The organism is Vibrio sp. Isolate23, assembly GCF_022398095.1.
GTDB classification, from domain to species: Bacteria; Pseudomonadota; Gammaproteobacteria; order Enterobacterales; family Vibrionaceae; genus Vibrio; species Vibrio coralliilyticus_A.
This window is the reverse complement of the sequence record NZ_JAKEUV010000001.1, coordinates 872,721-897,098: the sequence shown is the minus strand read 5'-3', so window position 1 is coordinate 897,098 and position 24,378 is coordinate 872,721. Positions and strand designations below refer to the sequence as shown.

The 24,378-nt window shown below is 43.8% G+C and carries 29 protein-coding genes; 11 read left to right on the top strand and 18 right to left on the bottom strand.

Going from position 1 to position 24,378, the window contains the following annotated elements; genetic code table 11:
- Window positions 1–56: 56 nt before the first annotated feature.
- Genes L1D31_RS04055 through L1D31_RS04045 form a run of 3 tightly spaced genes read right to left on the bottom strand, consistent with a single transcriptional unit; the run spans window position 57 to window position 2,265 of the window.
- Window positions 57–422, bottom strand: a complete 366-nt coding sequence (locus tag L1D31_RS04055; RefSeq protein WP_239835777.1) for a hypothetical protein — start codon at window positions 420–422, stop codon at window positions 57–59.
- Window positions 413–904: a methylated-DNA--[protein]-cysteine S-methyltransferase gene (locus L1D31_RS04050; protein WP_239835776.1), complete on the bottom strand. Its 492-nt coding sequence runs from the start codon at window positions 902–904 to the stop codon at window positions 413–415. Before L1D31_RS04050 ends, L1D31_RS04055 begins: the two co-directional genes overlap by 10 nt.
- A complete protein-coding gene (locus L1D31_RS04045; protein WP_239835775.1) occupies window positions 901–2,265 on the bottom strand; it encodes an AlkA N-terminal domain-containing protein in 1,365 nt (454 codons plus the stop codon). Before L1D31_RS04045 ends, L1D31_RS04050 begins: the two co-directional genes overlap by 4 nt.
- Before the next feature lie 154 nt (window positions 2,266–2,419).
- Here L1D31_RS04045 and L1D31_RS04040 point away from each other — a divergent pair, with 154 nt between their 5' ends.
- Window positions 2,420–2,623 (top strand): hypothetical protein, encoded by a 204-nt coding sequence (locus L1D31_RS04040; RefSeq protein WP_239835774.1) that lies wholly within the window; start codon window positions 2,420–2,422, stop codon window positions 2,621–2,623.
- A gap of 60 nt (window positions 2,624–2,683) precedes the next feature.
- On the opposite strand, the gene L1D31_RS04035 is transcribed toward L1D31_RS04040, so the two are convergent.
- Window positions 2,684–3,577 carry a LysR family transcriptional regulator gene (locus L1D31_RS04035; RefSeq protein WP_239835773.1) on the bottom strand — a complete coding sequence of 298 codons (894 nt, stop codon included), beginning with the start codon at window positions 3,575–3,577 and terminating at the stop codon, window positions 2,684–2,686.
- A gap of 192 nt (window positions 3,578–3,769) precedes the next feature.
- On the opposite strand from L1D31_RS04035, the gene L1D31_RS04030 reads away from it, so the two are divergent.
- Window positions 3,770–4,126 (top strand): DUF413 domain-containing protein, encoded by a 357-nt coding sequence (locus tag L1D31_RS04030; protein ID WP_239835772.1) that lies wholly within the window; start codon window positions 3,770–3,772, stop codon window positions 4,124–4,126.
- Between the two features lie 47 nt (window positions 4,127–4,173).
- Here the strand turns inward: L1D31_RS04030 and L1D31_RS04025 are convergent, their stop codons facing one another.
- Window positions 4,174–4,425, bottom strand: a complete 252-nt coding sequence (locus tag L1D31_RS04025) for a DUF3081 domain-containing protein (protein ID WP_019277322.1) — start codon at window positions 4,423–4,425, stop codon at window positions 4,174–4,176.
- Window positions 4,426–4,669: 244 nt separating this feature from the next.
- Here L1D31_RS04025 and L1D31_RS04020 point away from each other — a divergent pair, with 244 nt between their 5' ends.
- The 3 genes from L1D31_RS04020 to L1D31_RS04010 all read left to right on the top strand — a co-directional run bounded on the left by L1D31_RS04020 (window position 4,670) and on the right by L1D31_RS04010 (window position 7,472).
- On the top strand, window positions 4,670–5,200 hold the full coding sequence (locus tag L1D31_RS04020) for a hypothetical protein (RefSeq protein WP_239835771.1): 531 nt from the start codon (window positions 4,670–4,672) through the stop codon (window positions 5,198–5,200).
- Between the two features lie 90 nt (window positions 5,201–5,290).
- A complete protein-coding gene (locus L1D31_RS04015) occupies window positions 5,291–5,989 on the top strand; it encodes a response regulator transcription factor (protein ID WP_239835770.1) in 699 nt (232 codons plus the stop codon).
- Complete coding sequence (locus tag L1D31_RS04010; RefSeq protein WP_239835769.1) at window positions 5,976–7,472, top strand: HAMP domain-containing sensor histidine kinase; 1,497 nt, start codon at window positions 5,976–5,978, stop codon at window positions 7,470–7,472. The genes L1D31_RS04015 and L1D31_RS04010 overlap by 14 nt, the downstream gene beginning before the upstream one ends.
- 90 nt (window positions 7,473–7,562) lie before the next feature.
- Here the strand turns inward: L1D31_RS04010 and ahcY are convergent, their stop codons facing one another.
- The 9 genes from ahcY to L1D31_RS03965 form a co-directional block, all read right to left on the bottom strand.
- Window positions 7,563–8,846, bottom strand: a complete 1,284-nt coding sequence (ahcY, locus tag L1D31_RS04005) for an adenosylhomocysteinase (protein WP_239835768.1) — start codon at window positions 8,844–8,846, stop codon at window positions 7,563–7,565.
- Window positions 8,847–8,857: 11 nt separating this feature from the next.
- Window positions 8,858–10,039 (bottom strand): multidrug effflux MFS transporter, encoded by a 1,182-nt coding sequence (locus L1D31_RS04000; protein ID WP_239835767.1) that lies wholly within the window; start codon window positions 10,037–10,039, stop codon window positions 8,858–8,860.
- Window positions 10,036–10,542 (bottom strand): cupin domain-containing protein, encoded by a 507-nt coding sequence (locus L1D31_RS03995; protein WP_239835766.1) that lies wholly within the window; start codon window positions 10,540–10,542, stop codon window positions 10,036–10,038. Before L1D31_RS03995 ends, L1D31_RS04000 begins: the two co-directional genes overlap by 4 nt.
- Before the next feature lie 532 nt (window positions 10,543–11,074).
- The gene (locus L1D31_RS03990) at window positions 11,075–12,463 is read right to left on the bottom strand and encodes a DASS family sodium-coupled anion symporter (protein WP_239835765.1); all 1,389 of its coding nucleotides are present in this window, start codon (window positions 12,461–12,463) and stop codon (window positions 11,075–11,077) included.
- Window positions 12,464–12,624: 161 nt separating this feature from the next.
- Complete coding sequence (locus L1D31_RS03985; protein ID WP_239835764.1) at window positions 12,625–13,473, bottom strand: alpha/beta hydrolase; 849 nt, start codon at window positions 13,471–13,473, stop codon at window positions 12,625–12,627.
- Window positions 13,474–13,587: 114 nt separating this feature from the next.
- The gene (locus L1D31_RS03980; RefSeq protein ID WP_239836371.1) at window positions 13,588–14,178 is read right to left on the bottom strand and encodes a TetR/AcrR family transcriptional regulator; all 591 of its coding nucleotides are present in this window, start codon (window positions 14,176–14,178) and stop codon (window positions 13,588–13,590) included.
- 231 nt (window positions 14,179–14,409) lie between these two features.
- Entirely contained in the window at window positions 14,410–14,940 is a 531-nt protein-coding gene (locus L1D31_RS03975; RefSeq protein WP_239835763.1) for a DNA mismatch repair protein, read from the bottom strand.
- Window positions 14,934–15,320 carry an MAPEG family protein gene (locus L1D31_RS03970; protein ID WP_239835762.1) on the bottom strand — a complete coding sequence of 129 codons (387 nt, stop codon included), beginning with the start codon at window positions 15,318–15,320 and terminating at the stop codon, window positions 14,934–14,936. The genes L1D31_RS03975 and L1D31_RS03970 overlap by 7 nt, the downstream gene beginning before the upstream one ends.
- A gap of 97 nt (window positions 15,321–15,417) precedes the next feature.
- Window positions 15,418–15,729, bottom strand: a complete 312-nt coding sequence (locus tag L1D31_RS03965) for a metalloregulator ArsR/SmtB family transcription factor (RefSeq protein WP_239835761.1) — start codon at window positions 15,727–15,729, stop codon at window positions 15,418–15,420.
- Window positions 15,730–15,964: 235 nt separating this feature from the next.
- Between L1D31_RS03965 and L1D31_RS03960 the strand changes: the two genes are divergently transcribed.
- Window positions 15,965–16,105: an entericidin EcnAB gene (locus tag L1D31_RS03960; protein WP_239835760.1), complete on the top strand. Its 141-nt coding sequence runs from the start codon at window positions 15,965–15,967 to the stop codon at window positions 16,103–16,105.
- Window positions 16,106–16,181: 76 nt separating this feature from the next.
- On the opposite strand, the gene L1D31_RS03955 is transcribed toward L1D31_RS03960, so the two are convergent.
- Complete coding sequence (locus L1D31_RS03955) at window positions 16,182–17,087, bottom strand: EamA family transporter (RefSeq protein ID WP_239835759.1); 906 nt, start codon at window positions 17,085–17,087, stop codon at window positions 16,182–16,184.
- A 550-nt stretch (window positions 17,088–17,637) separates the two neighbouring features.
- On the opposite strand from L1D31_RS03955, the gene L1D31_RS03950 reads away from it, so the two are divergent.
- On the top strand, window positions 17,638–18,903 hold the full coding sequence (locus L1D31_RS03950) for a RidA family protein (RefSeq protein ID WP_239835758.1): 1,266 nt from the start codon (window positions 17,638–17,640) through the stop codon (window positions 18,901–18,903).
- A gap of 60 nt (window positions 18,904–18,963) precedes the next feature.
- Here the strand turns inward: L1D31_RS03950 and L1D31_RS03945 are convergent, their stop codons facing one another.
- Complete coding sequence (locus L1D31_RS03945; RefSeq protein WP_239835757.1) at window positions 18,964–19,908, bottom strand: NADP-dependent oxidoreductase; 945 nt, start codon at window positions 19,906–19,908, stop codon at window positions 18,964–18,966.
- Between the two features lie 107 nt (window positions 19,909–20,015).
- On the opposite strand from L1D31_RS03945, the gene L1D31_RS03940 reads away from it, so the two are divergent.
- The gene (locus L1D31_RS03940; RefSeq protein WP_239835756.1) at window positions 20,016–20,948 is read left to right on the top strand and encodes a LysR family transcriptional regulator; all 933 of its coding nucleotides are present in this window, start codon (window positions 20,016–20,018) and stop codon (window positions 20,946–20,948) included.
- 69 nt (window positions 20,949–21,017) lie between these two features.
- Here L1D31_RS03940 and L1D31_RS03935 read toward each other — a convergent pair whose 3' ends face one another.
- Window positions 21,018–21,389, bottom strand: coding sequence for a nuclear transport factor 2 family protein (locus L1D31_RS03935; protein WP_239835755.1), 372 nt, complete (start codon window positions 21,387–21,389; stop codon window positions 21,018–21,020).
- A 100-nt stretch (window positions 21,390–21,489) separates the two neighbouring features.
- Between L1D31_RS03935 and L1D31_RS03930 the strand changes: the two genes are divergently transcribed.
- The 3 genes from L1D31_RS03930 (at window position 21,490) to L1D31_RS03920 (ending at window position 22,945) form a co-directional block, all read left to right on the top strand.
- Window positions 21,490–22,356 carry a LysR family transcriptional regulator gene (locus L1D31_RS03930; RefSeq protein ID WP_239835754.1) on the top strand — a complete coding sequence of 289 codons (867 nt, stop codon included), beginning with the start codon at window positions 21,490–21,492 and terminating at the stop codon, window positions 22,354–22,356.
- 103 nt (window positions 22,357–22,459) lie between these two features.
- Window positions 22,460–22,750 carry a hypothetical protein gene (locus tag L1D31_RS03925; RefSeq protein WP_239835753.1) on the top strand — a complete coding sequence of 97 codons (291 nt, stop codon included), beginning with the start codon at window positions 22,460–22,462 and terminating at the stop codon, window positions 22,748–22,750.
- A gap of 24 nt (window positions 22,751–22,774) precedes the next feature.
- The gene (locus tag L1D31_RS03920) at window positions 22,775–22,945 is read left to right on the top strand and encodes a hypothetical protein (protein ID WP_239835752.1); all 171 of its coding nucleotides are present in this window, start codon (window positions 22,775–22,777) and stop codon (window positions 22,943–22,945) included.
- Here the strand turns inward: L1D31_RS03920 and L1D31_RS03915 are convergent.
- Window positions 22,942–24,186 (bottom strand): hypothetical protein, encoded by a 1,245-nt coding sequence (locus L1D31_RS03915; protein ID WP_239835751.1) that lies wholly within the window; start codon window positions 24,184–24,186, stop codon window positions 22,942–22,944. The two genes, L1D31_RS03920 and L1D31_RS03915, sit on opposite strands and share 4 nt — an antisense overlap.
- Window positions 24,187–24,378: the final 192 nt, after the last annotated feature.

The following is a 24,378-nucleotide window of genomic DNA, read 5'->3' as shown; positions in this document are numbered from 1 at the left end:
TGTTTACCAAAGAAGGGCAGCAAATATGCTGCCCTTCTGGGGTTTCACCTCAACGATCAATCTAACCGGCGCTGCCAGACACTCGCCAATTGATACTTCGCACATACACTGCACGTTAATGCTTCTTTATCCCCATGGATACGCATAACGATATCGTCTCTCTTTTCCTTTGAGCTATTACGCATCGTAATAGTGAGAAAATTATCCTCGACTGAGAAAGGTTTCGTAATTTCTGGAGCCCCCACACGACTAATGGTGACCATTGCATCTTTGAACAACAGCAAATCTTGTGAGTATAAATTTTCATATACTCCTTCAAACTCATAGGTTTGCTGATTAATCATTCGTTCAAGTTTTTCTTCAAAACACCCTTGCAGCATGAACATTGCTAGCAAGGAGACTATTCCTTGTTTTAACCGCATTCCTCAGGTTCCCAATGCTCTATTTTCAACAATGCTGCTTTCCTTTCCAGCCCGCCCGCGTAGCCCGTTAACTTACCACTTTTACCTATCACTCTATGGCAAGGCACAATCACCGAAATAGGGTTCTTACCGTTTGCCAACCCCACGGCCCTAACCGCTTTTGGGTTGCCTATCGCATCGGCAAGCTGCTGATAACTCCATGTTTCACCAAACGGTATTGTGGTTAATGCTTCCCACACCTGTTGCTGAAATATAGTCCCTTCTGCTGCTAATGGTAGCTCAAATTCCTTACGACTACCGGAAAAATACTCTTGTAACTGTTTGATTGCTTTAATAAGTATAGGATGATCTTTATCGTTTTTGCCTAACTCTTCAGGTTGTGTGGTCTGAGTCTCAAACCAAGCGCCCAACAAACCTTGCTCATTCGCCTGAAGAGTCATTTGTCCTAATGGCGTCTTAAAAGTGGTGTAGCTTTTTTTCATGCGTGGCTCCAGCAATGGAATGTGGCGTAACTCCCCCATGGAGATACACTTTCAACGTTCAGTTCAGGAAATTGATTCAGGGCTTTTTTCACAACTAAGTCTCCATCAAGGAAGCAGTTGGCCTCTGATTCTCCTCTTAGCCTCGCATAGTTGACTGTCCATGGCCCAATCCCTTTGACATCCAGCCATTGTTCTAAGTTTGCTTGTGGTTGTTCGACCATAAACCGTGCAAAGCGCGCTAATGTTTCTTTACGACTGTGCGGCATACGCAAAAAAGAAAGGTCCGCTAAGGCGACTTCTTGTGGAGTAGGAAAATGCGTCACCTCTTCAGGCTGTAGGGTTTGAACCAGCAAATTCAACTGCCCAATCGCAGCCTTGATCGATACCTGTTGGCCGAGAATCGCCCTGATTCCACCTTCCCAAGTACTCCAAACTCCCGGAATACGAATTCCACTCCGTATTATCAAGTTAGGGCTAATCGAGTTCAGTTTTTGTTCTATGGTTAAAATATCCGTATCTAAGTCAAACATTCTGCGTAACTGGTTAACTAACGCCTTCAAGCGACGGGTATCAGATAACTCAAATTCGACCCGCATAACTCCGGGCTTATGATACCGAATCGAAAACCAGCCTCTCGTACCTTCGAGATCAAATTTTCTCTGGTAGCTTTCATTACTCACCCACTCTAAGCCTTCAATGGCTCTCATACGGTAAAAATCCAACATATGCTGCCAATCCAAAGGGCCTTTGAAAGCCAAATCAATATAACTATTTTCCACGGTCATCACCGTTTGCTCTTTTCTCACTTGTGTGGGCGTTAGTTTAATGACCTGCTTAAACGCATCATTAAATCGGCGCACACTTTTAAAACCACTTGCAAAAGCAATATCTGTGACAGACATAGAGCTGGAGTGAAGCAGTTGCTTGGCGAACATCAGTTGATGGTATAGCGCGTATTGCTTAGGCGCCATTCCAAGGTGGTCTTGGAAAAGCTGCCTCAAGTACCGATCGCTGATACCAAGCCGCCCCGCCAATTCACTCAGGCTGTGATTTTGCAGTTCACCATGCTCAATCATTTTCAACGCCCGAAGAAAAGTAGTCTCTACCCCTTTCCATGCCCAAGAACTAGGCGCGCTGTCAGGGCGGCAGCGCAAACAAGGTCTATAACCCGCCTGAAGCGCTTGTGCCTTCTCTACAAAATACTCGACATTTTCTTCTTTGGGCAGATTTGCTGGGCAGATAGGGCGACAGAAAATGCCTGTCGTTTTGACTGCAACATAAAAGCGCCCATCAAAGCGCGCATCCCTTGCCTGACGAGCACTTTGACACTCTTGCAGTGTTATTGATGGAAGTCCATTCACACTCTCATTCCTACTATCTTTCAAACCCTTAACAAGAGTCTAATTGGCTCACAATTTAATACTAGCCATTTTCGGAAGTTAATCGAATTTACTATCAGTTTAAAATCTTCTAGAGTTAGATTTGCAGATCAAATAAATAATAAGGAAGTTGGCTATGAACCTGCACACATGCACAATAGTGCTAAAAGATAATCTCACCCTTACGTATGATAGCGTCGAGCAAAGCCTCAACGTGATCGAACAACACGGGGCATCCAGCATCAACAATATTTTGATTGATGCAACCGATGGCCAAACCATACGTTCTTATCACAACCTATCAGTTGAAGAGTCGATTGAAAGCTTGATGGATTTGTAAATCCTCACTTTGCAACGAGTCTATAAAGGTAAAGGCCTCGGTATACCGAGGCCTTGTTTATTATTCATCAAGTGGCAAGTCAGCCATTTGCTGTAAAGAGTAGGCTGTTATAGGGTCGATATCTTTGACTAACTCCTCAACCTGTCTGATCGCTTCTACGGATGAACTCGCCTTGCGATAACTTAAGTAGATAGGTCGGTGCCAATCCTCAACACCCGCTACTTTATATAGCTGACCACTTATAATAAACGGCTCAACTAACGATACAGGTAAGTAAGCACTTCCTCCCTTTTCAAGGATGAAATCCATTGCAATACGTGCTGTTGATGTTCTTAGATAAGGCGCAGGAATTTTAGGATGTCGCTCAGCATGCTCTGACGCAAACTTGGTTCCCCAATCAACATAAGCATATTTATCCTCAAATACACTTTGTAATGTATGTTCCTCCGTTGACACCAATACCAAAACGATATCAGCCACCTTTTTACAATGCAGCTCATCTGCTTTTATCTGGTCAAATGCAAATGCCATATCAAGGGTTCTTTCTTGCAAGCTGCGATTGAGAGCTTCTCGTCCCATCACTTCAGCGATAAAGCCGTAACCACCGAAAGAGTCTGTCACAATGCTCAAGCAATTCTGCAAATAGGCATCCCAAATATTTGGCGTCCCGCCCATCGTCAGTTGTAATGCTTTTCCATTTTCCAGTGATAGTTCTAACTTTGCTTGCTGCAGTGTCGTTACCATGACGTCTGCATAACTCACCAGACGCTCACCCGATGACGTTAATTTAATGTTGTTTCGATCGCGAATAAACAGCTGGGTATCAAAATAGTTTTCTAACTGTTTAATGCGTGCACTCACTGCCGCCTGTGTGATGTACAGGTTCTCGGCCGCACGTCCGAAGTGACGTACATTGGCCAGTTCTAAAAATGTTTTAAAGACTTTGACGTCCATCGAAATACCTCAGTTAAGAGCGATAAAGGCTAACCATAATGGATTTCACTTATTTTCCCATTAAACAAACTGTTACCTAACGTTCATAAAAGTGTTTAATTGAAACGATAAAAAGGTTTTGTTTTTCTTTTGTTAAATTTACGCCTACTTTTCGTTTTAGTTCAACCCAGTAGGTTTATAGAGGCTACCAAAATGTCTGACACTCTATTTCGTCACGGCAAAAAACGTTTTTATGACAACACAAAATTTCCACGCGGCTTTGCCAAGTCTGGAGATTTTACGCTTGCAGAAGAGGAAATCCTAACGCTTTATGGGGATACCATGCAGGGTTTGGAAATGGGGATACTTGAACCTGAAAATGCGGAAGAAAAGCATTTTCTTAAGGTGATAGAAAACCCAGGTAAAGCGAAGTCAAAACTGGAGCGAGTCTGGCTGAAGTACGTGCAGTTAGCACGTGGCCGAAAGCGCTTCCACACCCTCAATGGTCGTAATAAGCCTGATGCTAGTGAGGATTATTCTGAAGAGGTCAGCTTGGCCGAAGAAGATTAACAATAGACAAAGCCCCATTCCTCGGGGCTTTCATTGTAACTAAGACATTATTTCGCGAGTGTGGCGACTTTCTTGAGGAAAGTGTCCCGTAAGTGCTCCTGATCGTATTCCAAATGATAAGTATTGTGGAAGCCAATCTTAAGCTCAACGCCATTACCACGCAGATACACACTGTACCCATCGTAGTCCGAGAAGGCTTCTACTCCTTCGTACATCTTGCCGTATTCAGTCGGCGTCCCATTTGCCATCACCGTCTCGTACGCGTGAAGTATTTTGGTCGGGTCGAGTTCGTTTTTCATCACTTGCTCTCCGTGGTTATACCTCTTAAGTATGGGTAACACGTCTATTTTTCGCCATAACAGACTTTGAGCAAGGTCAAAAGTTAGGCAACTTTTCTTTCACTGTATACCCCAAAAAAACATTCATCGCCCGCATGAACAGTTAGATGAATTATTTGTAATGTTCAGGTCAGAAGGGATTTAGGTCCGTCACCTAATCTTATTTGGGTCAACACAACATCCCTTCCAGATCGAGGATTACACTATGTTTAAATCATCCATTGCTTTCATTTGCCTTTCACTCACTATTATCACGCCAGCGATGGCAAGCGAGAGCCAAAGCGGTCCAGCCCTCAGCGCGGTCGAAGCACTGCAACAAATCAAACGTGAACACCCAGCCAAATATGAGTACATCGCTTTGGCAGTCGATGAAAATGGTAAAGATCAATACGTTGCTCAGGTCGAAGAAACCAATCCACCACAATTGGTCAAACTCGACGGTCAAGGCGGAGCAAGCCAAGTCGTCGACACCAGCTCAACCAAATACAGCCTTTTGGACGTGCTGACATTTGTTGAGAACAACTTTCGTGGACAGGTTGGCGAAGCGTTTAAAGAATATCAGCCGGTCGGTGTCGTTTATCAAGTGATGCTGATGGACAAAGCTTACGCTGAGGAAGCAACGATGCTGCAGATCGACGGCAACACTCTAAAAGTCACCTCCATTTACCAAGAGTCCTTTGACGACATGGAAATGTATGACGAGGATGTCGAAATGCACAACATGGCAGAACTATAATTTTAGATTATCTCATCATCAGCGTATATTAAGTCGATGATATCTAACGCCCTGGCAATCGTCAGGGCAAAGCAGTGGGTATATCCATAGATGAAACTATTACTCGTTGAAGACAATCAGGAGCAGGCTGACTTTTTGAGTCAGAGCTTTAGCCAAAGCGGTCATCAGATAGACGTCGTCGAGAATGGCAAACTGGGCCTGATCAGTGTCATGCAGTCTGACTACGACGTCATCATCACCGACCGTATGATGCCAGAAGTTGATGGCTTACAAATGGTGAAAGCGATTCGTTCCAGTGGTAAAGAGACACCTATTCTAATTCTCAGCGCTTTGGACAGTGTCGAAGAACGTGTCAACGGGCTGCGCAACGGCTGTGACGATTATCTGGTCAAGCCGTTCGCCTTTTCAGAGCTGCTGGCTAGGGTTGAACTACTTGCCGTAAGAGCGAATAGCAACTCTGACAAAACCGACAACCAGATTTTAGTGATTGATGATTTGGAGTTGGATCTATTGTCCCGTCAGGCAAAGCGCGGCGACACTGTAATTAGCTTTAACAATCGCGAGTTTCAGATCCTCCAGTACCTGATGAACAATGCAGGGCGAGTCATCACCCGAACCATGTTGCTGGAAAAAGTCTGGAGCTTCAGTTTTGACCCGCAAACCAATGTCATTGATGTTCATATCAGTCGTCTGAGAAAGAAAATCGACCTTAGTGGCCACACTCCTCTTCTCCACACCGTGCGCGGTGCGGGCTACATTCTTCAGGTAAAAAACGATGTTCCTGACTGATCCGTTTAAGAAATTTCTCTCACTTTATGGCGTTCTGGTGATGGCCGGAATTCTGATCATTCTGTTTGCCAAAAAAGAACTCAGCAACTGGGTATTGGATGTGGGTGCCTACCCTTTACTGGAATCAGAAGCCAGAATGGTCGAAGACCTATGGTATGACGAAGGGCAGTCTATCGTGCTCAAAGAACTGGTTCGGCAAGAGAGCAACCCCCTGTTTTATTATCAGCTTGGTCCCAAAGTCAGTAATGAGCAACTCAGCAGCACGCTCGGTGAAGAATTGATTCCTGAAGGTTGGGATGTTGCCAAAGGTGAAGCCTCTCTCCTCGATGATCTCAGTATGCTGCCAGATGATGAAGACGCCGACGCGCTCTCATTATCGGATGTACGTTTTAGTATCACCTTCAGTGGCTTAGACGATGATGAAGCCGAAAGGAAAATGATCGAACTACTGCAAAGCGACCCTGAAATTGAGCAGCCTGAACTCGCTCACCCAATCAACAACGACACAACCATCATGCTACTGCTGCCTAACCAGTCGCAGTGGCAGGTCATGTATATCTCGCTGAATTTGGACTACTTCGACTCCTTTACTAACACGATCAATTTGCTGTTGATGAGCATAGGGGCCGTCCTGATTGTGGGTTATCTGATCACCATGCTGATGCTGCGTAACATCAAAGCGCGCCTTACCGACATCAATGCCACCAGCCACAAAATTCAGCAGACCAACAGTCTCAATCAGCGGATTGAAATCAATCAACTCAGTGGGGCATTAGCAGAAACCAGCCAGCAGATAAACCTGATGTTGGATAGCATTGAGGAGCAGGTCAACACCACTCGTGAGCAGGCCAATAACATTGCCCATGATTTACGCACTCCGATAACGGCGGTGTACAACAAAGTCCAAAGGCTATCGGCTGAAAACCCTCAGTTGGTTGATTTGGAAGTCACACTCGGAAAACTGGTCCACACCTTTAATACGCTGCTGAGAATCAACCGTCTTGAACGAGGTAGCGAAACACTCGACCTTCAGACCAATCATCTCAGTACCGTCATCAACAGTGTTCATGAGCTGTATGAACCGGTTATGGAAGAAAAACAACTCAACCTGACGCTAAACCTAGGGCATGATTTACAAGTCATGGCCAACGATGAGCTGCTGTTTCAAGTGTTGTGTAACCTGATCGATAACGCAGCAAAATTCTCCCCAACAGGAGGAGCGATTGAAATCAACACTTATGCCGACAATGATCGCAACGTATTGACCATTGCCGATCAGGGCGGCGGCGTGGAAGCACAAAACTTAACTAAGCTCGGTCAAAAGTTCTTCAGACAAGAAGCCAGCCGCTCAACGGAAGGCAATGGACTAGGGCTAAGTTTCGTCACCAGTGCCATAGAAAAGATGTCCGGTGAAGTTAAGTTCAGTAACACGACTCTCAACCACCAGCGTGGGCTGAGGGTGGAGGTTAGGTTAAAAGTGTAATCAATACGAAAAAGCTAAAACTGAGAGAGGCTGCTCTAATAGTCTTGGCTTTAGGATGGAAAAGCCACTTCATCAAGAAGTGGCCAAAGTCTAATAGCGGTAAAAGTCTGGCTTGAAGGGACCATCCGTAGACACACCGATAAACTGAGCTTGCTCTTCAGAAAGAACACTTAACTTGGCTCCAAGGTGCTCTAGGTGGTAACGTGCAACCTGCTCATCTAGCGTCCTCGGAATAGAGTGCACCCCAGGTGCATAGTCTTCCGCTCTGCACCAGAGTTCTATCTGAGCCAATAGTTGATTGGAAAATGAGGTTGACATGACGAAACTAGAATGCCCTCCAACACAAGCTAAATTTGCTGGAGCCCCGTTGCCCACTAAAAAGATCGACTTGTCTCTGGAAACCTTGTAGCTACTGAGCGTTGTAGTTAATTCGGTTCTAGGGAGAGTGTTCAGTGTCTCCACGTCAATTTCATCGTTAAAGTTGCCCATATTACATAATACAGCCCTATCCCTCATCAATTTAAAGTGTTTAGTATCAATAACATGTCTGTTACCAGTAGCAGTAACAAATATATGAGAGTTACTACAGGCATGATCCATATTTACAACTTCAAAGCCATCCATACTAGCTTGTAGCGCTGAGATAGGATCTACTTCTACAACCTGAACGCGCATCCCGTTACCCCGAAGTGCTCGGCAACAACCTTTACCAACATCACCATAACCTATAACCGTCGCTACCTTTCCTGCGAGTAGCATTCCTGTTGCGGCTTTTAAGGCATCAACAAGAGACTCATGACATCCATAGATATTATCGAACTTTGATTTAGTAATAGAGTTATTGACGACAATAGCCGGAGAATACAGTTTCCCCATCTTTTCAAGCTTATTCAACTCAAAAAGGCCGGATGTTGTTTCTTCTGTAATACCTCGAATCCCCTCCCACATTTCTGGGTGTTTCTCTGAAAGATAAGACGTGAGTTCTGCACCATCATCCAAAATCATATTTGGAGTCCAGTTCGGATCACCTTTTAAAACTTGTTCTTTACACCAAGCAAACTCTTCCTCTGACTGGCCGTACCAAGCAAAGACAGGGACGCCATTCTCCACGATAGCGGCAGCTGCTGCATCACAAGTGGAAAAACGATTGCTCGAACACCAACGTACATCTGCACCTAAGTCAGTAAGTGCATTAATCAGCACAGCAGTTTCTGTAGTCATATGAAGACACCCAGCAATACGTGCCCCTGTAAGCGGTTTCTCGGTACAAGAGCCCTCTACTATTTGAGAAAGTCCCGGCATCTCATAAAAAGCTAGATTGATATTATTTTGGCCTTCAATGCCCTGTTCAATATTTTTTATTTTATATTTCATGTCGTATTTTATTAGCTATATTGAGTAGCTCTTGATGTAGATTTTCTAAAGAATAGGCTTGCTAGAATACTTAGCATAGCAAAGCAAGCCACCGTAATTGAAATTGAATGAGCTCCAGATGGGAATAAAATACCAACGATAATTCCTATAATAGAAGTCAGCGTAAATTGCATGAAGCCTAGTACTGCTGAAGCTTTTCCTGCACAATCAGGGAATGGAGAGAGAGCCAAACCGATAGCACTTCCTAAACAAAATGAAAAACCAAAGCTACCTACTGAAACAATAACCAAATAAATATAAATATTTTTAGGGTTAGTTATTAATAAAAATAGCACTGAAGCGATAAGAAGAAACGTCAAACCCAAGTTACATGTAACCTTAGGTGAATAACGACTAATAACCTTAGTCGCACAATAGGATGCTAAAATAATTAGCAATGCATTTCCGCCAAATACTAGAGAAAACACGGTTGGTGTTAGACCTAGGTTGTCAATAAGTAATACTGGAGATTTAACTACGTACTGAACAATGAATGCCATGGAAGACATTGATGCCAATGCGTAAGTAAGGAATTTTTTATTAGTAACAATACTAGCGTAACTTCGATTATACTCTTCCCTACCAGATACGGTGTTTGTCTCTACCATTCGACTCCATGAGAATAGTAAAGTAGTAATCGACATTACTGAAAGTAAAATAAAGCAGTATCGCCAGCCAAAACTAACAGCAATAAAACCACCCAACAAAGGAGCCAGTGCAGGTACTAAGCTTTGCGCTCCATTTAACAACGAATATATACGAGCACTTTCGGACTCATCGTAAATATCCCTAACCACTGCCAGTGCGGTTACAGCACACCCACAAGCACCAAACCCCTGCAGCAACCGGCTTACCATTAACATTTCAATACTGGTAGAGACACTTGCCAACACTGATGCAGCTACATAAACGACAAGTGAAAATATAGCAACAGGCTTTCTTCCATATTTGTCTGACTTCGCGCCTAGTATTAGCTGCCCAAGCCCCATGCTTATCATGTAAAGAAATATCCCTAATTGAACATTATTTACAGAAGTAGACAGATCTTCAGAAATTGTTTTTACTGCTGGCAAATAAATATCAATTGGCATTGAATTCAATACCATAAATACCATTAATAATGGTAAAACCATTTTATGGTTTAATGTACTCATGCTTGCCCCATAATTCTTGATATCAGTTCTATTTTCTCAGGAAAAAAATTCATTAGCTCTTCTTTATTCGCTAGCTCCCAGTCAGAGAATTCGAAGCCAGGAGACGTTGTACATCCCACTAAAGAAAACTTGGACTTATCTTTTAGCTCAGCAGCAAACCATACATTTTTGGGAACCAAAGCCTGATAAGCAGCATCAGAGTGGTCAAGAGAACAACCCAGATCTAATTTCTGATAGCCTTTATTTGGATCAAGAATATGTAGGATAACACTACAACCAGTATAATGGTGCCACAATTCATCCTGTTTTAATCGATGGAACATCGAAACATTTTCTTTTTCTAAAAGATAATATATAGATGTTTTATAAACATGCTCACCACTGAATCTCTCAGGTGGGCAGCCTAATATTTCTTCTGAACGATAATTCTCAGAAAAATACCCACCTTCTGGGTGTGGTTTTAAATTGAACTTATCAACTAAATATTTAACTTCTGAAGGCATAATCTTTAATTCTTATTAATCAGGGCGGTGAATTATATTTACATATATATAAACTACAAATATAAATCATACCCACCTTCATGTAATGTGAGCCTTCAAACATTAATGAGGATATTAAATTATAATTATACTTATAAGAGTTAATTAGAAGACAATATATGCTCTAAATCCTATTCACCATTATTAGAATGATGCTCTATATAGCATTGACCGTCGGATAACGACATTGCTCGTCCACCTAAGAGGCTACCAGCTATATGAACGTATTGGTTAGCTTAAATGGGCTCGCAACCAAGCAAAATTCAATACCAAAGCACTCCATAGTCATTGCATTTGGGCCAGTTTCTGATGATGACAATCAATCGTTGATGCGAATTCAGACACTGCGACACGCTATAAGCAACCATTGTGTTCCATTGTAGATTGGCAACGGAATGAGCCGTTCAACTGAGGTAATGGCTTAGAGAGAAGGTTAAATTACAAAAATCTTAGTCAGAGATAAACAGGGAGCTTTAAACAGCTCCCTTTTCTATTACGCCCAGAATGCCATAGCGATCAAGGTAAGTGCCACAATACATGCAATATTGAGGATCAGGCCGACGCGCATCATTTCACTTTGCTGAACATGCCCGGAGCCAAACACAATAGCATTAGGCGGGGTGGCAACAGGCAACATAAAGGCACAAGATGCCGCCACTGCGATCAGTACCGAAAGCACTACTGGCGATAATCCAAACGCTTCTGCCACGCTTGCAAATACGGGGATAAGCAGCGCCGCACTAGCGGTGTTACTGGCGAACTCCGTCAGGAAGACTACAAATACAGCGATCACTGCAACGATGAAGAAGATACCTAGGTGTGAAATTAACTCACTCAAACCGTTGGCTAAGAAAACGCTGGTACCGGTTGCTTTAAGCACGTTGCTCAGGCAGATACCACCACCAAACAGTAGCAGCACTCCCCAGTCTGCCGTCTTCTCGATATCTTTCCAATGTACCACGCGGGCAAAGTTAACAGCGATAATCGCACCCAAAGCGACAACTGTATCGAACTTAGCATACCCACCAATCAAAGCATTGATTGGCTTACTGAAAATCCACAGGCAAACCGTTACGGCAAAAATACCCAAGGTGACAATTTTGCCTTTGTCCCAGTTTACTGGTTCATGGTTAAGTTCAAACTGACCTTTCAGGTCTGGCTTAAGCACCATAAACAACACAGCGACAGCGATAGGCAGCAAGATGATGGCAGTCGGTAGGCCAAAGCTCATCCAATCTGTAAAACTCAGGCCGACTTCTGCCGCCGCTATGGCATTTGGTGGGCTACCAACGATGGTCGCGATACCACCGATACTGGCGCTGTAAGCGATCCCGAGTAGGACAAACACATAAGTTTTGTGGCCACTTTCGGAGTTCACTTTGCTCAAGACACCGAGCACTAGCGGCAACATCATCGCGGTGGTCGCGGTATTACTGATCCACATTGACAGCGCAGCAGTCACACCAAACAGCATAAATACGGCAACGCTCATCTTGCCTTTAGCGATGATCAGCACTTTATCAGCAATGACTTTATCTAACCCCTGACGGTGCATCGCTGCAGCCAATGCAAAACCACCAAGAAACAGAAAGATGATGGAATTAGCAAAATTATTTAGGGCAGTTTGAGTATCAAACACACCAAACAAAACTGCTATTACAGGCACCAAAATAGCGGTAACGGTTACATGCAGTGCTTCAGTGAGCCAAAGGATGGCGATAAACGTTAACATGCTCAGACCAAGAACGACCTGAGGTTCGAAGGGCAGTGTAAAGTAGAGGGTCGCGAATAAGGCGACATTGGCAAGAACAATCAGGCTGTTGCGGTTTAACAGCCACTCCCGAGTGTTTGTGGGCAATGGAACACTATCATTTCTATTCATTATTATATTTCCTCATGAGGGCCAGATGGCAATGCAAATGGTCCCACATAAGCTCATGAGGAAATATTTTTCATTTCGAAATTGTTAACCATATCAAAAACGAGGTTAACCCTGTTAACACAATGAAATAAATGGAGTTTTATTTATAACCAATTTGTCTATTATGCAACCAACCCATCAAAACTTTGCATAACTTGAGGGCATTTCATTACTCTGCCATGGCCTTGTCCCTGAGTCGCGACCAAGGTGACATTTTCCATGTCCTGTGCCGCCTTCTGCGATACAGAGAACTTAGTAAATTTATCCCCTTCATCATGCACTATGATGGTTTTCGACTGGCGTAATTTCAGTTTGTTGTATGGGTCAATCGACTGAATCGGGTAGCGATATTGCTCCTCCACTTCAGAGACTACCGCACTAAACAAACGCATTGAGTAGCCAGAGCGAGCGACGCTGCCAAACAGGTTATCAAGGTAATCCAACACCGGAGCGATAAGCAGTAATGGCTTGTCGGCCAGTTTCTGATGATGGCACTCAATCGCTGAAGCAGTTCCCATACTGTGGCCCACTAAACCTGCCACTTCATCAACGCTATCAAGAATTGCCTCCAAACCGTGTACAAACGCCGGAATATGCCCATATAAGCCGCCGCTTTCACCATGCCCGGGATGATCATACGCCAGTGCGGTATAGCCCTGTGAAGCGATATGCTCCATCAATGGGAAGAACTGGCTCGCTGTACCAGACCAACCATGAGTGAGCACCCAAACCGGGCCTTGACCGAGTTGATAGGTCTTAAGCGGCCCTTCTTTAGATTGAACTTCGCCTATGACTAAGCCTTCCGGTTGAGCATTCTTTGGTTTCGTTCTCGCTGGCGTCAGCAGCAATTTGCGAGCCGTTTGCTTTGCGTGACTCGGTGCCAGCGTGTGATGCAAGCGTGTCGTCAGGTTAACCAAACTCTTCTTAACGCTGAACTTGTTCGAGGTATTAAAATAAATCTTCTCACTCATGGTCGTTATCCTTTTCGGGTTCGCCTCACTAAAAAGCGAACGACCGTGCTATTTTTAGTTAAATTATTGGCTGAACCTAGTTCCGGTAGGACTAATGGCTCAGCCAGCTAATGCTTATTTCCAGCTTGTCATCATTCGTTCAACGCCTTGCCAGAAATGTTGGTAACTCTCGTGCTCTCCGTGAATCGAATAGAACAAGTGAGCACTTAAATACAAACCATACAACTCAAACGTGGCCTGCTTCGGGTCAAGATCTTGGCGAAACTCACCATTTTCTACCCCTTTTGCGACCTGAATTCTCAAGTACTCGACCCAAGTCGCGATGGTTTTTTTCAATGCTTGTTGCGTTGGGCTCGCTTCTGGATTGGTCTCTTTCCATGCATCCAAAAACATGCAACTGCCCTGAAATGAATGATTCCAACCAAGCCAATTATCCAGCAGAGTACGAACCTTCTGCTCCTGACGAAGGGCGCTGCTTTGCTCTCTCGCTGGCGCAATCACCCGTTGAGTAAAAATCAGATTCGCATGCTCCAAAACCGCGATCTGTAAGTTATCTTTGGAGTTAAAATGAGCAAACAAACCACTTTTCGACATACCGCATTGCTTGGCCAACTCACCGATCGTAAGGCTTTCCAACCCGTTCTCGCTCGCCAATTCAAATGCCTTACTCAGGATATTGTCTCGGGTTACTTTACCTTTGCTCATCATGCTCTCACTTATTCACTCTTGTTATTTTTAGCACGTTCGTACTTTTTTGCAATCTATAAATATCTACACAAACAAAAATTCACCGTAAGAATGTAATATATGTAGAGCCGAGACCTTACTAGCTCAATATCCCGTGAAAGCCCAAGTTGTTTGACCTAGGAGCCGTCTATGAATTTTGATGATAAATATCACTGGATTGATGGCCATAATGGAGGCGCTTTTGTTTAATCAGGGTTTTCTGGCCAAGTCTCGCGCCAGAATCAAAGTCAGGCCAAAGACTTGTAAAAACAAACCGATGTTTTTGTACCAAGCAATTTTTTCATTTAATTCTGCCATGACTTCAGAAAGACCAAGGTTTTTCAAATAGTACTCATCTATTTGATTACGATAGCTCTTTTGAGCCTGATTAATTTGCATCATTAATGGACTCAGATTTTCGCGGCTGATCGGCGGAACACTTCCACCTAACCAAGCACTGAGTTGACCTTGCAGCGCAGTTTGTAAGTCGTCATCGATCTTGTTTTCGCCAACCTGACTGAGGTGCAGCAAAATCGCTTCGCGTTTACGCTCCAAAGTTTCGACACTGTTCCACGCGAGTTGAATCGAATAGAGGTTGTCGTCTTTCTGCTCTGCAAGCGCCGCGATCTGTGCACTCAACCTATCCAACACCACACTCGACATAACTATTGCGAGTATGTTGAGAATAAGGCCTACCAGAACTAACAACCATGCTGGTGGAACTTTGAAAGGCACTACCATAATTTTCCAAATGGCAAATAAACGAGGTTAAGGATGATAAGCACGGCCATCACCAAAAAGGTCAGCTTCATACCAGTAATTCGACCTTTGAGCTTCTCAGCTAATACCGCCTTAGCGTGCATGATCCTGCCAATCACAAATACAATCCCAGCCAAGTGGATCATCCAAGGGCTAGCACCGTTAAACTCAACCATCGCCATTAAAAACAAAGTGATTGGGATATAGTCCATCGCATTGCCTTGAGCACTGCGAGCCACCTGAAGGGCACTCACTCCGCCATCTGCATAAGCAACCTTAGCACTGCGACGCTGCTTGATTACCTGTATCGATAGCCATATCATCAGTGCAGCTAATATCGATGCGTAAAGCGCTGTAATCATAAGTATTTCTCCCTGTAACTCTGATTATTGTAGAGAATAATTTCAGAAGTTATGGAGAAAATCTATTAAAAAGCACTGATAAATAGGCTAGATGAGCTCAAGTATTAAAACCTGGCTCGCAACGTTCATCAGCACAGCACTCATCTTGTAAGAAGCCAATCACACCTTCAAGGCACTGATACTCTGCTACACAATAAAGCGTTCTACCTTCACGACGCTGACTAATTAAATTCGCCGACGCCAAGCTAGAGATATGATGAGATAACGTTGAACCTGGAATAGCCAACTCCTCTTGGATAGCGCCAACAGCAATTCCCTGATACCCTGCTTTTACCACTCTTTTATAGATAGACAGGCGCGTTGGGTGGCCCAATTCTTTCAATGCCTTTGCAACAACTTCCAGCTTCATTACTCCCCCCTACACAAAAGTTATATTTCTAAAATAATCGAAATATATGCACTTTTCAACGCTCGCCATCTCCTTAGAAAGGCCAATCTACTTTTGTGTGGTTACACTTTCATCGACCTGCACAAAGTTCGTTCATTCACTTCGTTTTCGGGAAGGAAATCTGATGTAGAGTTCCCCCTTATTCTGCTCATTTTTGATATAGTCATACAATAATGTGTTCATTAAGGGATAAAAAATGAGAGTTTCATTGATTGCGACAGTGATGGTACTGCTGATTGGTGGTTGTTCTAACACATGGCAAGGTGTCAAAGAGGATTCATCGCAAGTATGGGATGACACTAAGCAAGCCATTCACGAAGCCACCGCTGAAGAGTAAATCGACGTCCTTTCTCAAAGCCAGCGCTCAGAGGCACTGGCTGATACAAGAATAGAAATGGTATGCCCTAGGGGAGTTAAAGCCGCTGTGTCGCTCCCTTTAATTTTATGCGCTGGGATATGAAGGTATAAAGCCGAGAACCTAACACTGAAGCTGATAAACCACATAAAATCAGTGCCCCTCCTAGCATTTCTAAATCACTCAATTGTTCATTCAAAAGTAGGCTTGAGCCGACAATACCCACTACAGGTATCAATAACGCAAAAGGTGTAACAACTGCGGTTGGGTAGTTTTTCAGTAGCCAGCCCCACAAAGCAAAAGCAGCCAAAGTTGAGATATAGCTAACGTACAGCAAAGACAACCAAGATTTTTCTGTCGTTGCTAATAACAGCGATACAGGTTGGTTTGTTTCGAAATGCCAAGAAACTAAGAACAACGGAATTGGAGGAATCAAACTCACCCAAACCATGAAATGCAGTAAGTTCACATCGCCCATTCTTTTCATGATCAGATTGGAGACTGACCAAAATCCAGCAGCACATAGAATAAGCGTTATCCCTAATGTCGTTGCATTGCCTCCCGCGGTGTAGAAGAAGAAACTAAATCCAATACAAGCGAGTATCATACCGAATAATTGAAACCGATTTAGTGACTCTTTCCACAGCAATACACTGAGCAAAATGGTGAACACAACCTGAGCTTGCAGTAATAGCGAGGAAAGCCCCGCAGAAACATCAGACTCCATTGCCACAAATAGAAAGCTAAATTTAAGGACACCTAAAAATACGCCGACACCAAGTACATTCCAAATTGAGGTTTTAGGGAATGGGATAAACAATACCGCAGGTATAGCCACCACAAGAAACCGCAGTCCAGAAAATAAAATCGGTGGGATTTCTTCGAGGCCGAACTTAATAACAGAAAAGTTTAACCCCCAAATCAACACAACTAAAACCACACCAATCAGACTTTTGAAATCCATTCCCACCTCTGTCGTTTCTTATTATTCTGCCAAGCGTTAATATACTCCCAGTTTATCTTTTTATCTCAGATTTTCTATCGAACCCCATCAAATACAGAGCCTCCCCCCTCCATTGTCGCAACCTCCAAGCGATTCCATGACAGCTTTATTCAGCACTCTTGAATAGTATTTATGCGTCTATTTGGGAATAAACAACACCCTCAAAATAGCTAAAGGGGCTCGAAAGCAAGATTCTTGTGAGCTCACTACCAGAACAGAGAGAAATATCGACTCCTAAATAATTTTAAAACGGATTAGCTATTCACTGGGGTTGAAACATTTCAGTTAAAACCAGAGTCACTCCCAGCAGGAATAATTATTTCTGGATAATTAATCGATTAGCGAATAAATATCCTATTTTTTACTTTCCTGGTCGACAAAGTGGATTTTGATTTTTATCACAATTACCCACTGACTATTCACCTACTATCTCGTCACTTTCATCCAACAACATTAACCCTGCCAAAGATACAAAGATATCTATGGACAACCTAAAAGGATAAAAATTGACATGACTGGCGGTATTATTAAAGTTTCCAAAAACACCGAGCGTGCACCCATCAATGCACATTCTTCACAAACCGTGGCCTTTTCCCACTACAACAACTTATCGGCCCAATTACCCATCATTCCAGAAACCGGGGACGTTGTTACAGGTAGCATCAAAGAGCAGGCGAAGCAGTGTCTTGAAAACATTAAAGCCATCGTTGAAAGTATCGATCACAGTATGGAAGATGTGGTCAAAGTCAACATATTCCTCAAAAGCATGGACGACCTAGACGTTGTCAATGAAGTTTACGCCAGTTACTTTAAGCAATCACTGCCAGCTCGTACGGCACTGGCTGTTTCAGACTTGCCCTTGAGTGATGCCCTTATTCAGATGGACGCCCTCATTTCAAACGGAGAAGGTACCGCTCCGCAAGCCCCATGCGACCTTGTTAAGTTATCAAGAAACACCGAAGTCGCCCCACTGAACCCTTATTCGACTCATACCGTGGCCTTTTCTCATTACAATAACTTGTCTGCCCAGTTACCTGTCGATCCAACAACAGGCAGCTTAGTGTCTGGAGGAGTAAAGCCGCAGGCACAGCAATGTTTGAAGAACCTAAAAGCCGTAATGGAAAACATCGATGTGCCGTTTGATGATATCGTCAATGTTCGAGTCTATCTGACCAACTTGGCCGATCTCGACGCCATCGATGACGTTTACACAACCTTCTTCCCTGACTCAGCGATTGCCCGTAGTGTGGCTTATATGCCAGCCAGAACCATTGTTTCTGCAACTTCTTTACCAATGGGGGCTATGGTTCAGATGGATGTGGTGGTTTCCCATGGAGACGGCACCCCACCGCAAGAAGTTGAAGACAGACATGGTATTGTCATTCGAGCACACAATACTGACGGCGCTCCTTTCAATGCACTACACACTCACACAGTGGCGTTTTCTCACTACAACCACATTGCGGCTCAGTTGCCTGTCAATCCTACAACAAACCAGTTGGTTGCGGGTGGTATTGAGGAACAAACACAGCAATGCTTGACCAACATTAAAGCCATTATTGAAAGTATTGATCATGTGATGGATGATATTGTAAAAGTAAATATTCAGTTACGTCACATCAAAGATCTGCACCTTATAGACGACATTTACTCGTCGTTTTTTGAAAGAGAGCTACCAGCAAGAACCGTCATTGGCGTTTCAGACATCGCGATGAATGCCGATGTGCAGATCGACGTCGTCGTTTCTAACGGAGAAGGGACGCCCCCTCGAAGTTAAACAATAAGATAAACGATGATTGGAAAGCCGACTGAGACCGTCGGCTTTCTTACGTTCGAGTCAATATTTCAGCTTAGAGTCCACCGTCAGAACAATCTTTCCTACAGCTTTGTATTGCTCAGAGCGTTTATGAGCAAGCTGAATGTCCTCAAGTGGATAAACCGTATCTATCGGGATAGTTAATTGATGCTCATTGAACAGAGCAAGTACCTTATTAAGATCATCAGCGTTGTTTTCAACCCACATTCTTGTGAACGTTGCACCATTGGTACCAGCATCACTTTCAGAGAGTTCATCAAACGTTGAAACAATTCGGCCACCCGCCTTCACACAAGGCACCGTTCGATGAAGCAAATCCATACCCCCCTTAGCAACAAAAGCGATATCGTATCTCATCGAAGAGTGCCAATCCGTTTGTGCTTCGCTATACACTTCATCTGCCCCTAGGGACTTTACATATTCCAATTTAATGTCGGAGGCTGTCGCCACAACATGGGCGCCTGCTGCTTTTGCGATTTGTACAGCGAATGATCCGACACCTCCTGAAGCATTATGAATGAGAACCGTTTGTCCTTGCTTAATGCCAGCATGGGTATGCAAACCTTGCCATGCCGTCACAGAAGCCAATGGTAAAGCCGCGGCTTGGATGAAGCTCATCCGCTCAGGCTTTAGTACGACCAAATCCGCGTTCACAGCGACGTATTCCGCATTAGTCCCCTGCTCAGCAATAGGCGTAAATGACAGCACTTTATCGCCCAGCTCCAAGCCATCAACCTCTGCCCCAACCTGCGCAACAACCCCAGAACAATCCCAACCTAGAATCAGTGGAAGGGTGTGAGCACCAGTGTCTGCCATCATGCCGTTACGTATATGAAAATCCACAGGGTTGACTCCAGAAGCCGCGACTTTTATCAATACCTGATTCGCTGAAATTTCTGGTTGATCCAACTGACCAATGTTGAGTTTTACCGCGTCTCCATATTGTTTGATGAATGCTGCTTTCATAACTTTTTTCCTTATCTGTGATGAGTACAGCTTCAGTATTCAACGAATAATCTATTTCTTCTAATTGATAGTTGATATAAAAGTTATTCCAATTAGGAATGAATTGTATGGCCAAAATTGATTTAAATCTGATTGTTATTTTTGATGCAATCATGCGCGAGCAGTCTATCACTATTGCAGCAGAGCAATTAGCGATGACCCAGCCTTCAGTGTCTAAAGCGGTATCACGAATGCGTTATGCATGGAAAGATCCTCTGTTTGTCAAACATGGACGAGGAGTCACCCCTACCCCTTATGCAAGGAAGCTATGGCGAGATGTCGCCGACCCTCTCAGTAAGATAAGTCATACCATCTCTCCCCCTAAGTTCGATCCGATGACTTCTTCAACTCAGCTTAGGGTCGCGTTAACCGATGGTATCAGCTGTCTTTTCTGGCCACGGTTACGTACGATTATTGAAGACAGAGCGCAAGCGATTGATCTGTATGCAGTTCCATTTAAGGGGGATGGACAAAAGCTATTACTGGAAGCTGAGGTGGATCTGGTGCTGGATTACTACCCAACAGCGCATGAGCAAATTTCAGTTCGCCACTTATATGACAATCACTTCACCTGCGTAATGCGCCCCGATCACCTACTGGCTGATGAAACACTCTCTCTGGATACGTTTTGCGGCGCTGATCATTTATTGGTCTCACTCTCCGGTGACCCAAGCGGCGCGGTAGACAGCTGCTTGTCACTCAAAGGACGACAGCGACGCGTCGCCATGACCGTCAATAGCTTTTCATCAGCTATGGACTTACTGGAAGAGTCCAACCTCATAAGCGTTATGCCTTTCACTGTGGCCAGCAAAGCAATACAGACAGGACGACTGATTCAAAAGCCGATTCCAATCTCCGTTCCTTCCCCCACCATTTCCATTGCTTGGCACCGAAGACATCAGCATAACCAAGCGTTGAAATGGCTAGTCAAAGAGATCGAAACGATTGTTGCAGCAGAACCTAACGTGTTTTCAAATCAAGGAGAGCTACATAAAGCCTGAGCGCCTACTTTCACTTCAGACATTAATTAAGAAGAAAAGGGGAAACGCTAAGCGTATCCCCCTGTTAGATTATCGCTCGCCCAGCACTTCGAATTCATCGTAAGTCAAGCGAGCTTTACCATCTTCCTGCAATGTCCACACTTCTTTATGTACCACACCAAATGCTTTGTTCATCGTCCACTTTGACGACAAGATATAGTTATTGTCATCGACTGTTTCCCATGTCGTATCTGTGTAAGATACATCGCTAAAGCCTTGGTCAATGATGTTTTGCCAAAACACCTGAATTTGCTCGCGACCTTCAAACGTACCAAATGGCTTGGCGATCATGGTTGTGCCTTCGGCATATTGCTCTGCACACCCTTTTGCATCCTGACGGTTAAATGCTGCTTTCCACGCTTCGATACCTGCCTGACACGCTTCTAATACTGATTGACTCATTGTGTTTCTCCTTCTTGTCTGATGGGGAGAAGTTTAGGTCTAGGATTAACCAAGAAAAACAGATAAATTAGAAACCACTGTTTGGATAAAGAGAACAATAATGAACAAGCACAAACAAATGATGATCTTCAAAGCGATTGTCGAAGCGGGTTCTATTTCGAAGGCTGCTGACAAATTGGAGTTGTCGAAATCAGTCCTGAGTACTCACCTTAAACAGCTGGAGAGTGAGCTCGCGACCGATCTGTTAAAGCGCACCACTCGTAAGCAGTCACTCACTCCTACGGGCGAAAGGTTCTATCAACATTGCATCACAATCAACGACGTTATGTCGACAGCGTGGGATGACATTCGTCAATTACAAAAAGAGCCCAGCGGCAAGCTATCTATCACCGCGCCCATTGCGTTAATGGAGAGTATTGTCGTCCCTGCATTGAGTGATGCTTTTGCTCCTTTTCCCGATGTATCGCTAAACTTAGTCGCAGAAGACAAGCAGTTGGATTTAATGCAACACGACATTGATTTAGCCATTCGAGTTGGCGAGTCGCCGGACAGTAATGTAAAACAAAAGCGCATTGGTCAATTTCGCGACGTACTATGCCAATCCGTAAATAGTGGCCAAACGCCTGAAACTGCCAAGTACATCGCTAACCACTGGCAGCCCAAAACCATCACACACCGTTTTTACGATACCCAAGACGTCCGTTCTGCTGAGCTTAAATATATTACCCATCATAAGGTCAACACGGTCAGTCAGGTGGCTAGCCTGATTCAGCAAAATATGGGGGTTGGTTTGCTTCCTGATTTTATGCTCAGTCAATATCCGGACGTGCAACCCTGCTTTAAACAAAAGCAGCTAATACCTAATAATGTCTACGCTCTTCACCCTTATTCTAAATCCCCACCCACATCGGTCATTCGAGCCATAGAAGCGATCGAAAAAAGACTGAAATCCGTGACGGATTTTTGAACAAGCGTTTAACCAAGATCAAGCTTCATGATTATTTCACCTATTGTTCAAACTCTGTGTCCTACAATTGTAAAACGCGTTGGCTAACCACAAGGAGCACAGCATGATTTCAACATTCAGGGATTACGAATTGCCAGATCAAAACCACTTCCATGCTCATATTGAAGTCAATCCAGTAGGGTTGTTAGATGTTGATATTATAGAAAAAAATGAGCATCACCAAACGGAACTCTGTGATATTAGTTTTGAGAAACTTAACGGTAAGACACGTATTAAAGGAAAGGAAGCACAGAACCAATGGCAATTGGATCTGGATGATAAAGATGCCACTGAATTACATCACCTGATCTCAGAAGCCAATGAGGAATATGAGATTTTAATGCGCGATTTATAAAACTCATTAGTCAGGAAAAGTGCTATGTTCTGGCGCACTTTTCCTGATGTATTTGCTCATCCAATCATCTCGAGTAATGCCTCAATCGAGATATTTTTAGCGGATTTGGCCGACCACAATGGCGATGCTCGCTACTTTTCCCATCCAAATCGCGCAAAACGGATCAATGACCCGTTTTTTATCGGTTATAGCTAAGGTGTAGTAGGTACTGGCGTCGCAGACTGCACTACAAACTCGTGTCCATCAAGCAAGCCTTTACCTTTCTTCAATTCATTCAAGCGCGCATTGACCACACCATCTTTACTGGTGAAATCAATCTTATAACTATCAACGTATTCCTGAACATATTTACTCGATAGGGACTTCAGTTTGTCTATATAGACCACCGCCTTATCAAAATCCCCTTGCGATATCACTTCCAGTTTAGGAGTCAAAAGCTGGACAAACTTATAGGGGTGGCCGACAAAGCCACTACCCATCACCAGAGCCGCGATAATTGGCGTAGTGATCACCGCACTTTGGAACCATTCAGAGAACATTTTATGGTCATTCACTAAGCTGCCTTTAGCGGTACGATTGTTCCACTCCTTCTTAGCACGTTTAACAACTTTCGCGAGAAGGCTACGTTGAACAAAGAAGTCCACCAGTTTGATAATACGCTCAAGAATACTGGTGATTAAGCTGATCAATGAGCCAACCCCTGCTGCCGCATCACCAGCGGCTTGCAAGCCAATGCCTACCACACCCATAGTAAAATCTTTAATGCCACCCAGTGCGCCTTTCGCAGAATGGCGAGCCAGAGCGTTCGAGATAATGCTTGGGTGTCCACCCAGTAAGTCGACACCACGACCACGATAGATTTGTGAAATCAGATCTTTGGATTTTAATACCGACTTTTTCGCTGCAGAATAGAGCCCTGAAGCACTTTGCACATAGCCCCATCCAGGAATAATATTTGAGAAGGTCCCGGCAAATTCACTAGTCAGCCAAGTGCCAACTTCAGCTAACCACTCGACACCGTGCAACAAGTCGCCATAAATGTTCTTCACTTTATCAAGCAAAGAACGAAAAAAATCAGAAAACAGCTGTATCAGCTTCGTTTTTATCGCCGATGTAACTTCACCAACTTTCTCCGCCGCCTTAGAGGCTTTCTTAGCTATTTTGCTGTTTTTCAGCTTGGTCATCGCATCGGTTTTATTAAGCAGACCCATTGCTGCACCTTTAAAATCAGCAAAGGGCTCAGTACCAACTACAAAGGCCTCAAAAAAGTGCGCGTTCGAAATCTTCGCCACTTTAGTGATTTCAGTGTTAGCTAACATGTACATCGCCCCCATACGAGCATCTGCCATCTGTGCAACCTGAACACCTAATGCCGTATTAGTGGTTTTACCGAACATTTTGTCTTTAATCAGACGTTTTAATAGTTTTATCTGCATGCAAACCTCTGCCCAAACAGTAACGACACGTTAAATTCAATATCGAAAGTGATAATTACATAAACAAGACAAATAATAGCGAGTTTTATCAGTTATGTGGTCTGTTTTGCTACTTTAATTACAAAAAAGCATACGAAAATTAGGGATGCGTACAATATATCATCGCACAAGTAAAAGAAGCCCCGCAGGTCA

Excerpts from the sequence above, each read along its gene's own strand:
- L1D31_RS03935 (WP_239835755.1), bottom strand. The coding sequence starts at position 21,389 with ATGAGTCAATCAGTATTAGAAGCGTGTCAGGCAGGTATCGAAGCGTGG.
- L1D31_RS04030 (WP_239835772.1), top strand. The coding sequence starts at position 3,770 with ATGTCTGACACTCTATTTCGTCACGGCAAAAAACGTTTTTATGACAAC.
- L1D31_RS03960 (WP_239835760.1), top strand. The coding sequence starts at position 15,965 with ATGAGAGTTTCATTGATTGCGACAGTGATGGTACTGCTGATTGGTGGT.
- ahcY (WP_239835768.1), bottom strand. The coding sequence starts at position 8,846 with ATGAAATATAAAATAAAAAATATTGAACAGGGCATTGAAGGCCAAAAT.
- L1D31_RS03930 (WP_239835754.1), top strand. The coding sequence starts at position 21,490 with ATGAACAAGCACAAACAAATGATGATCTTCAAAGCGATTGTCGAAGCG.
- L1D31_RS04035 (WP_239835773.1), bottom strand. The coding sequence starts at position 3,577 with ATGGACGTCAAAGTCTTTAAAACATTTTTAGAACTGGCCAATGTACGT.
- L1D31_RS03995 (WP_239835766.1), bottom strand. The coding sequence starts at position 10,542 with ATGCCTTCAGAAGTTAAATATTTAGTTGATAAGTTCAATTTAAAACCA.
- L1D31_RS03945 (WP_239835757.1), bottom strand. The coding sequence starts at position 19,908 with ATGAAAGCAGCATTCATCAAACAATATGGAGACGCGGTAAAACTCAAC.
- L1D31_RS04040 (WP_239835774.1), top strand. The coding sequence starts at position 2,420 with ATGAACCTGCACACATGCACAATAGTGCTAAAAGATAATCTCACCCTT.
- L1D31_RS03990 (WP_239835765.1), bottom strand. The coding sequence starts at position 12,463 with ATGAATAGAAATGATAGTGTTCCATTGCCCACAAACACTCGGGAGTGG.
- L1D31_RS03950 (WP_239835758.1), top strand. The coding sequence starts at position 17,638 with ATGACTGGCGGTATTATTAAAGTTTCCAAAAACACCGAGCGTGCACCC.
- L1D31_RS04015 (WP_239835770.1), top strand. The coding sequence starts at position 5,291 with ATGAAACTATTACTCGTTGAAGACAATCAGGAGCAGGCTGACTTTTTG.
- L1D31_RS03975 (WP_239835763.1), bottom strand. The coding sequence starts at position 14,940 with ATGGTAGTGCCTTTCAAAGTTCCACCAGCATGGTTGTTAGTTCTGGTA.
- L1D31_RS04000 (WP_239835767.1), bottom strand. The coding sequence starts at position 10,039 with ATGAGTACATTAAACCATAAAATGGTTTTACCATTATTAATGGTATTT.
- L1D31_RS03970 (WP_239835762.1), bottom strand. The coding sequence starts at position 15,320 with ATGATTACAGCGCTTTACGCATCGATATTAGCTGCACTGATGATATGG.
- L1D31_RS03980 (WP_239836371.1), bottom strand. The coding sequence starts at position 14,178 with ATGAGCAAAGGTAAAGTAACCCGAGACAATATCCTGAGTAAGGCATTT.
- L1D31_RS03925 (WP_239835753.1), top strand. The coding sequence starts at position 22,460 with ATGATTTCAACATTCAGGGATTACGAATTGCCAGATCAAAACCACTTC.
- L1D31_RS04020 (WP_239835771.1), top strand. The coding sequence starts at position 4,670 with ATGTTTAAATCATCCATTGCTTTCATTTGCCTTTCACTCACTATTATC.
- L1D31_RS03915 (WP_239835751.1), bottom strand. The coding sequence starts at position 24,186 with ATGCAGATAAAACTATTAAAACGTCTGATTAAAGACAAAATGTTCGGT.
- L1D31_RS04050 (WP_239835776.1), bottom strand. The coding sequence starts at position 904 with ATGAAAAAAAGCTACACCACTTTTAAGACGCCATTAGGACAAATGACT.
- L1D31_RS03965 (WP_239835761.1), bottom strand. The coding sequence starts at position 15,729 with ATGAAGCTGGAAGTTGTTGCAAAGGCATTGAAAGAATTGGGCCACCCA.
- L1D31_RS03940 (WP_239835756.1), top strand. The coding sequence starts at position 20,016 with ATGGCCAAAATTGATTTAAATCTGATTGTTATTTTTGATGCAATCATG.
- L1D31_RS03955 (WP_239835759.1), bottom strand. The coding sequence starts at position 17,087 with ATGGATTTCAAAAGTCTGATTGGTGTGGTTTTAGTTGTGTTGATTTGG.
- L1D31_RS04055 (WP_239835777.1), bottom strand. The coding sequence starts at position 422 with ATGCGGTTAAAACAAGGAATAGTCTCCTTGCTAGCAATGTTCATGCTG.
- L1D31_RS03985 (WP_239835764.1), bottom strand. The coding sequence starts at position 13,473 with ATGAGTGAGAAGATTTATTTTAATACCTCGAACAAGTTCAGCGTTAAG.
- L1D31_RS03920 (WP_239835752.1), top strand. The coding sequence starts at position 22,775 with ATGTTCTGGCGCACTTTTCCTGATGTATTTGCTCATCCAATCATCTCG.
- L1D31_RS04025 (WP_019277322.1), bottom strand. The coding sequence starts at position 4,425 with ATGAAAAACGAACTCGACCCGACCAAAATACTTCACGCGTACGAGACG.
- L1D31_RS04010 (WP_239835769.1), top strand. The coding sequence starts at position 5,976 with ATGTTCCTGACTGATCCGTTTAAGAAATTTCTCTCACTTTATGGCGTT.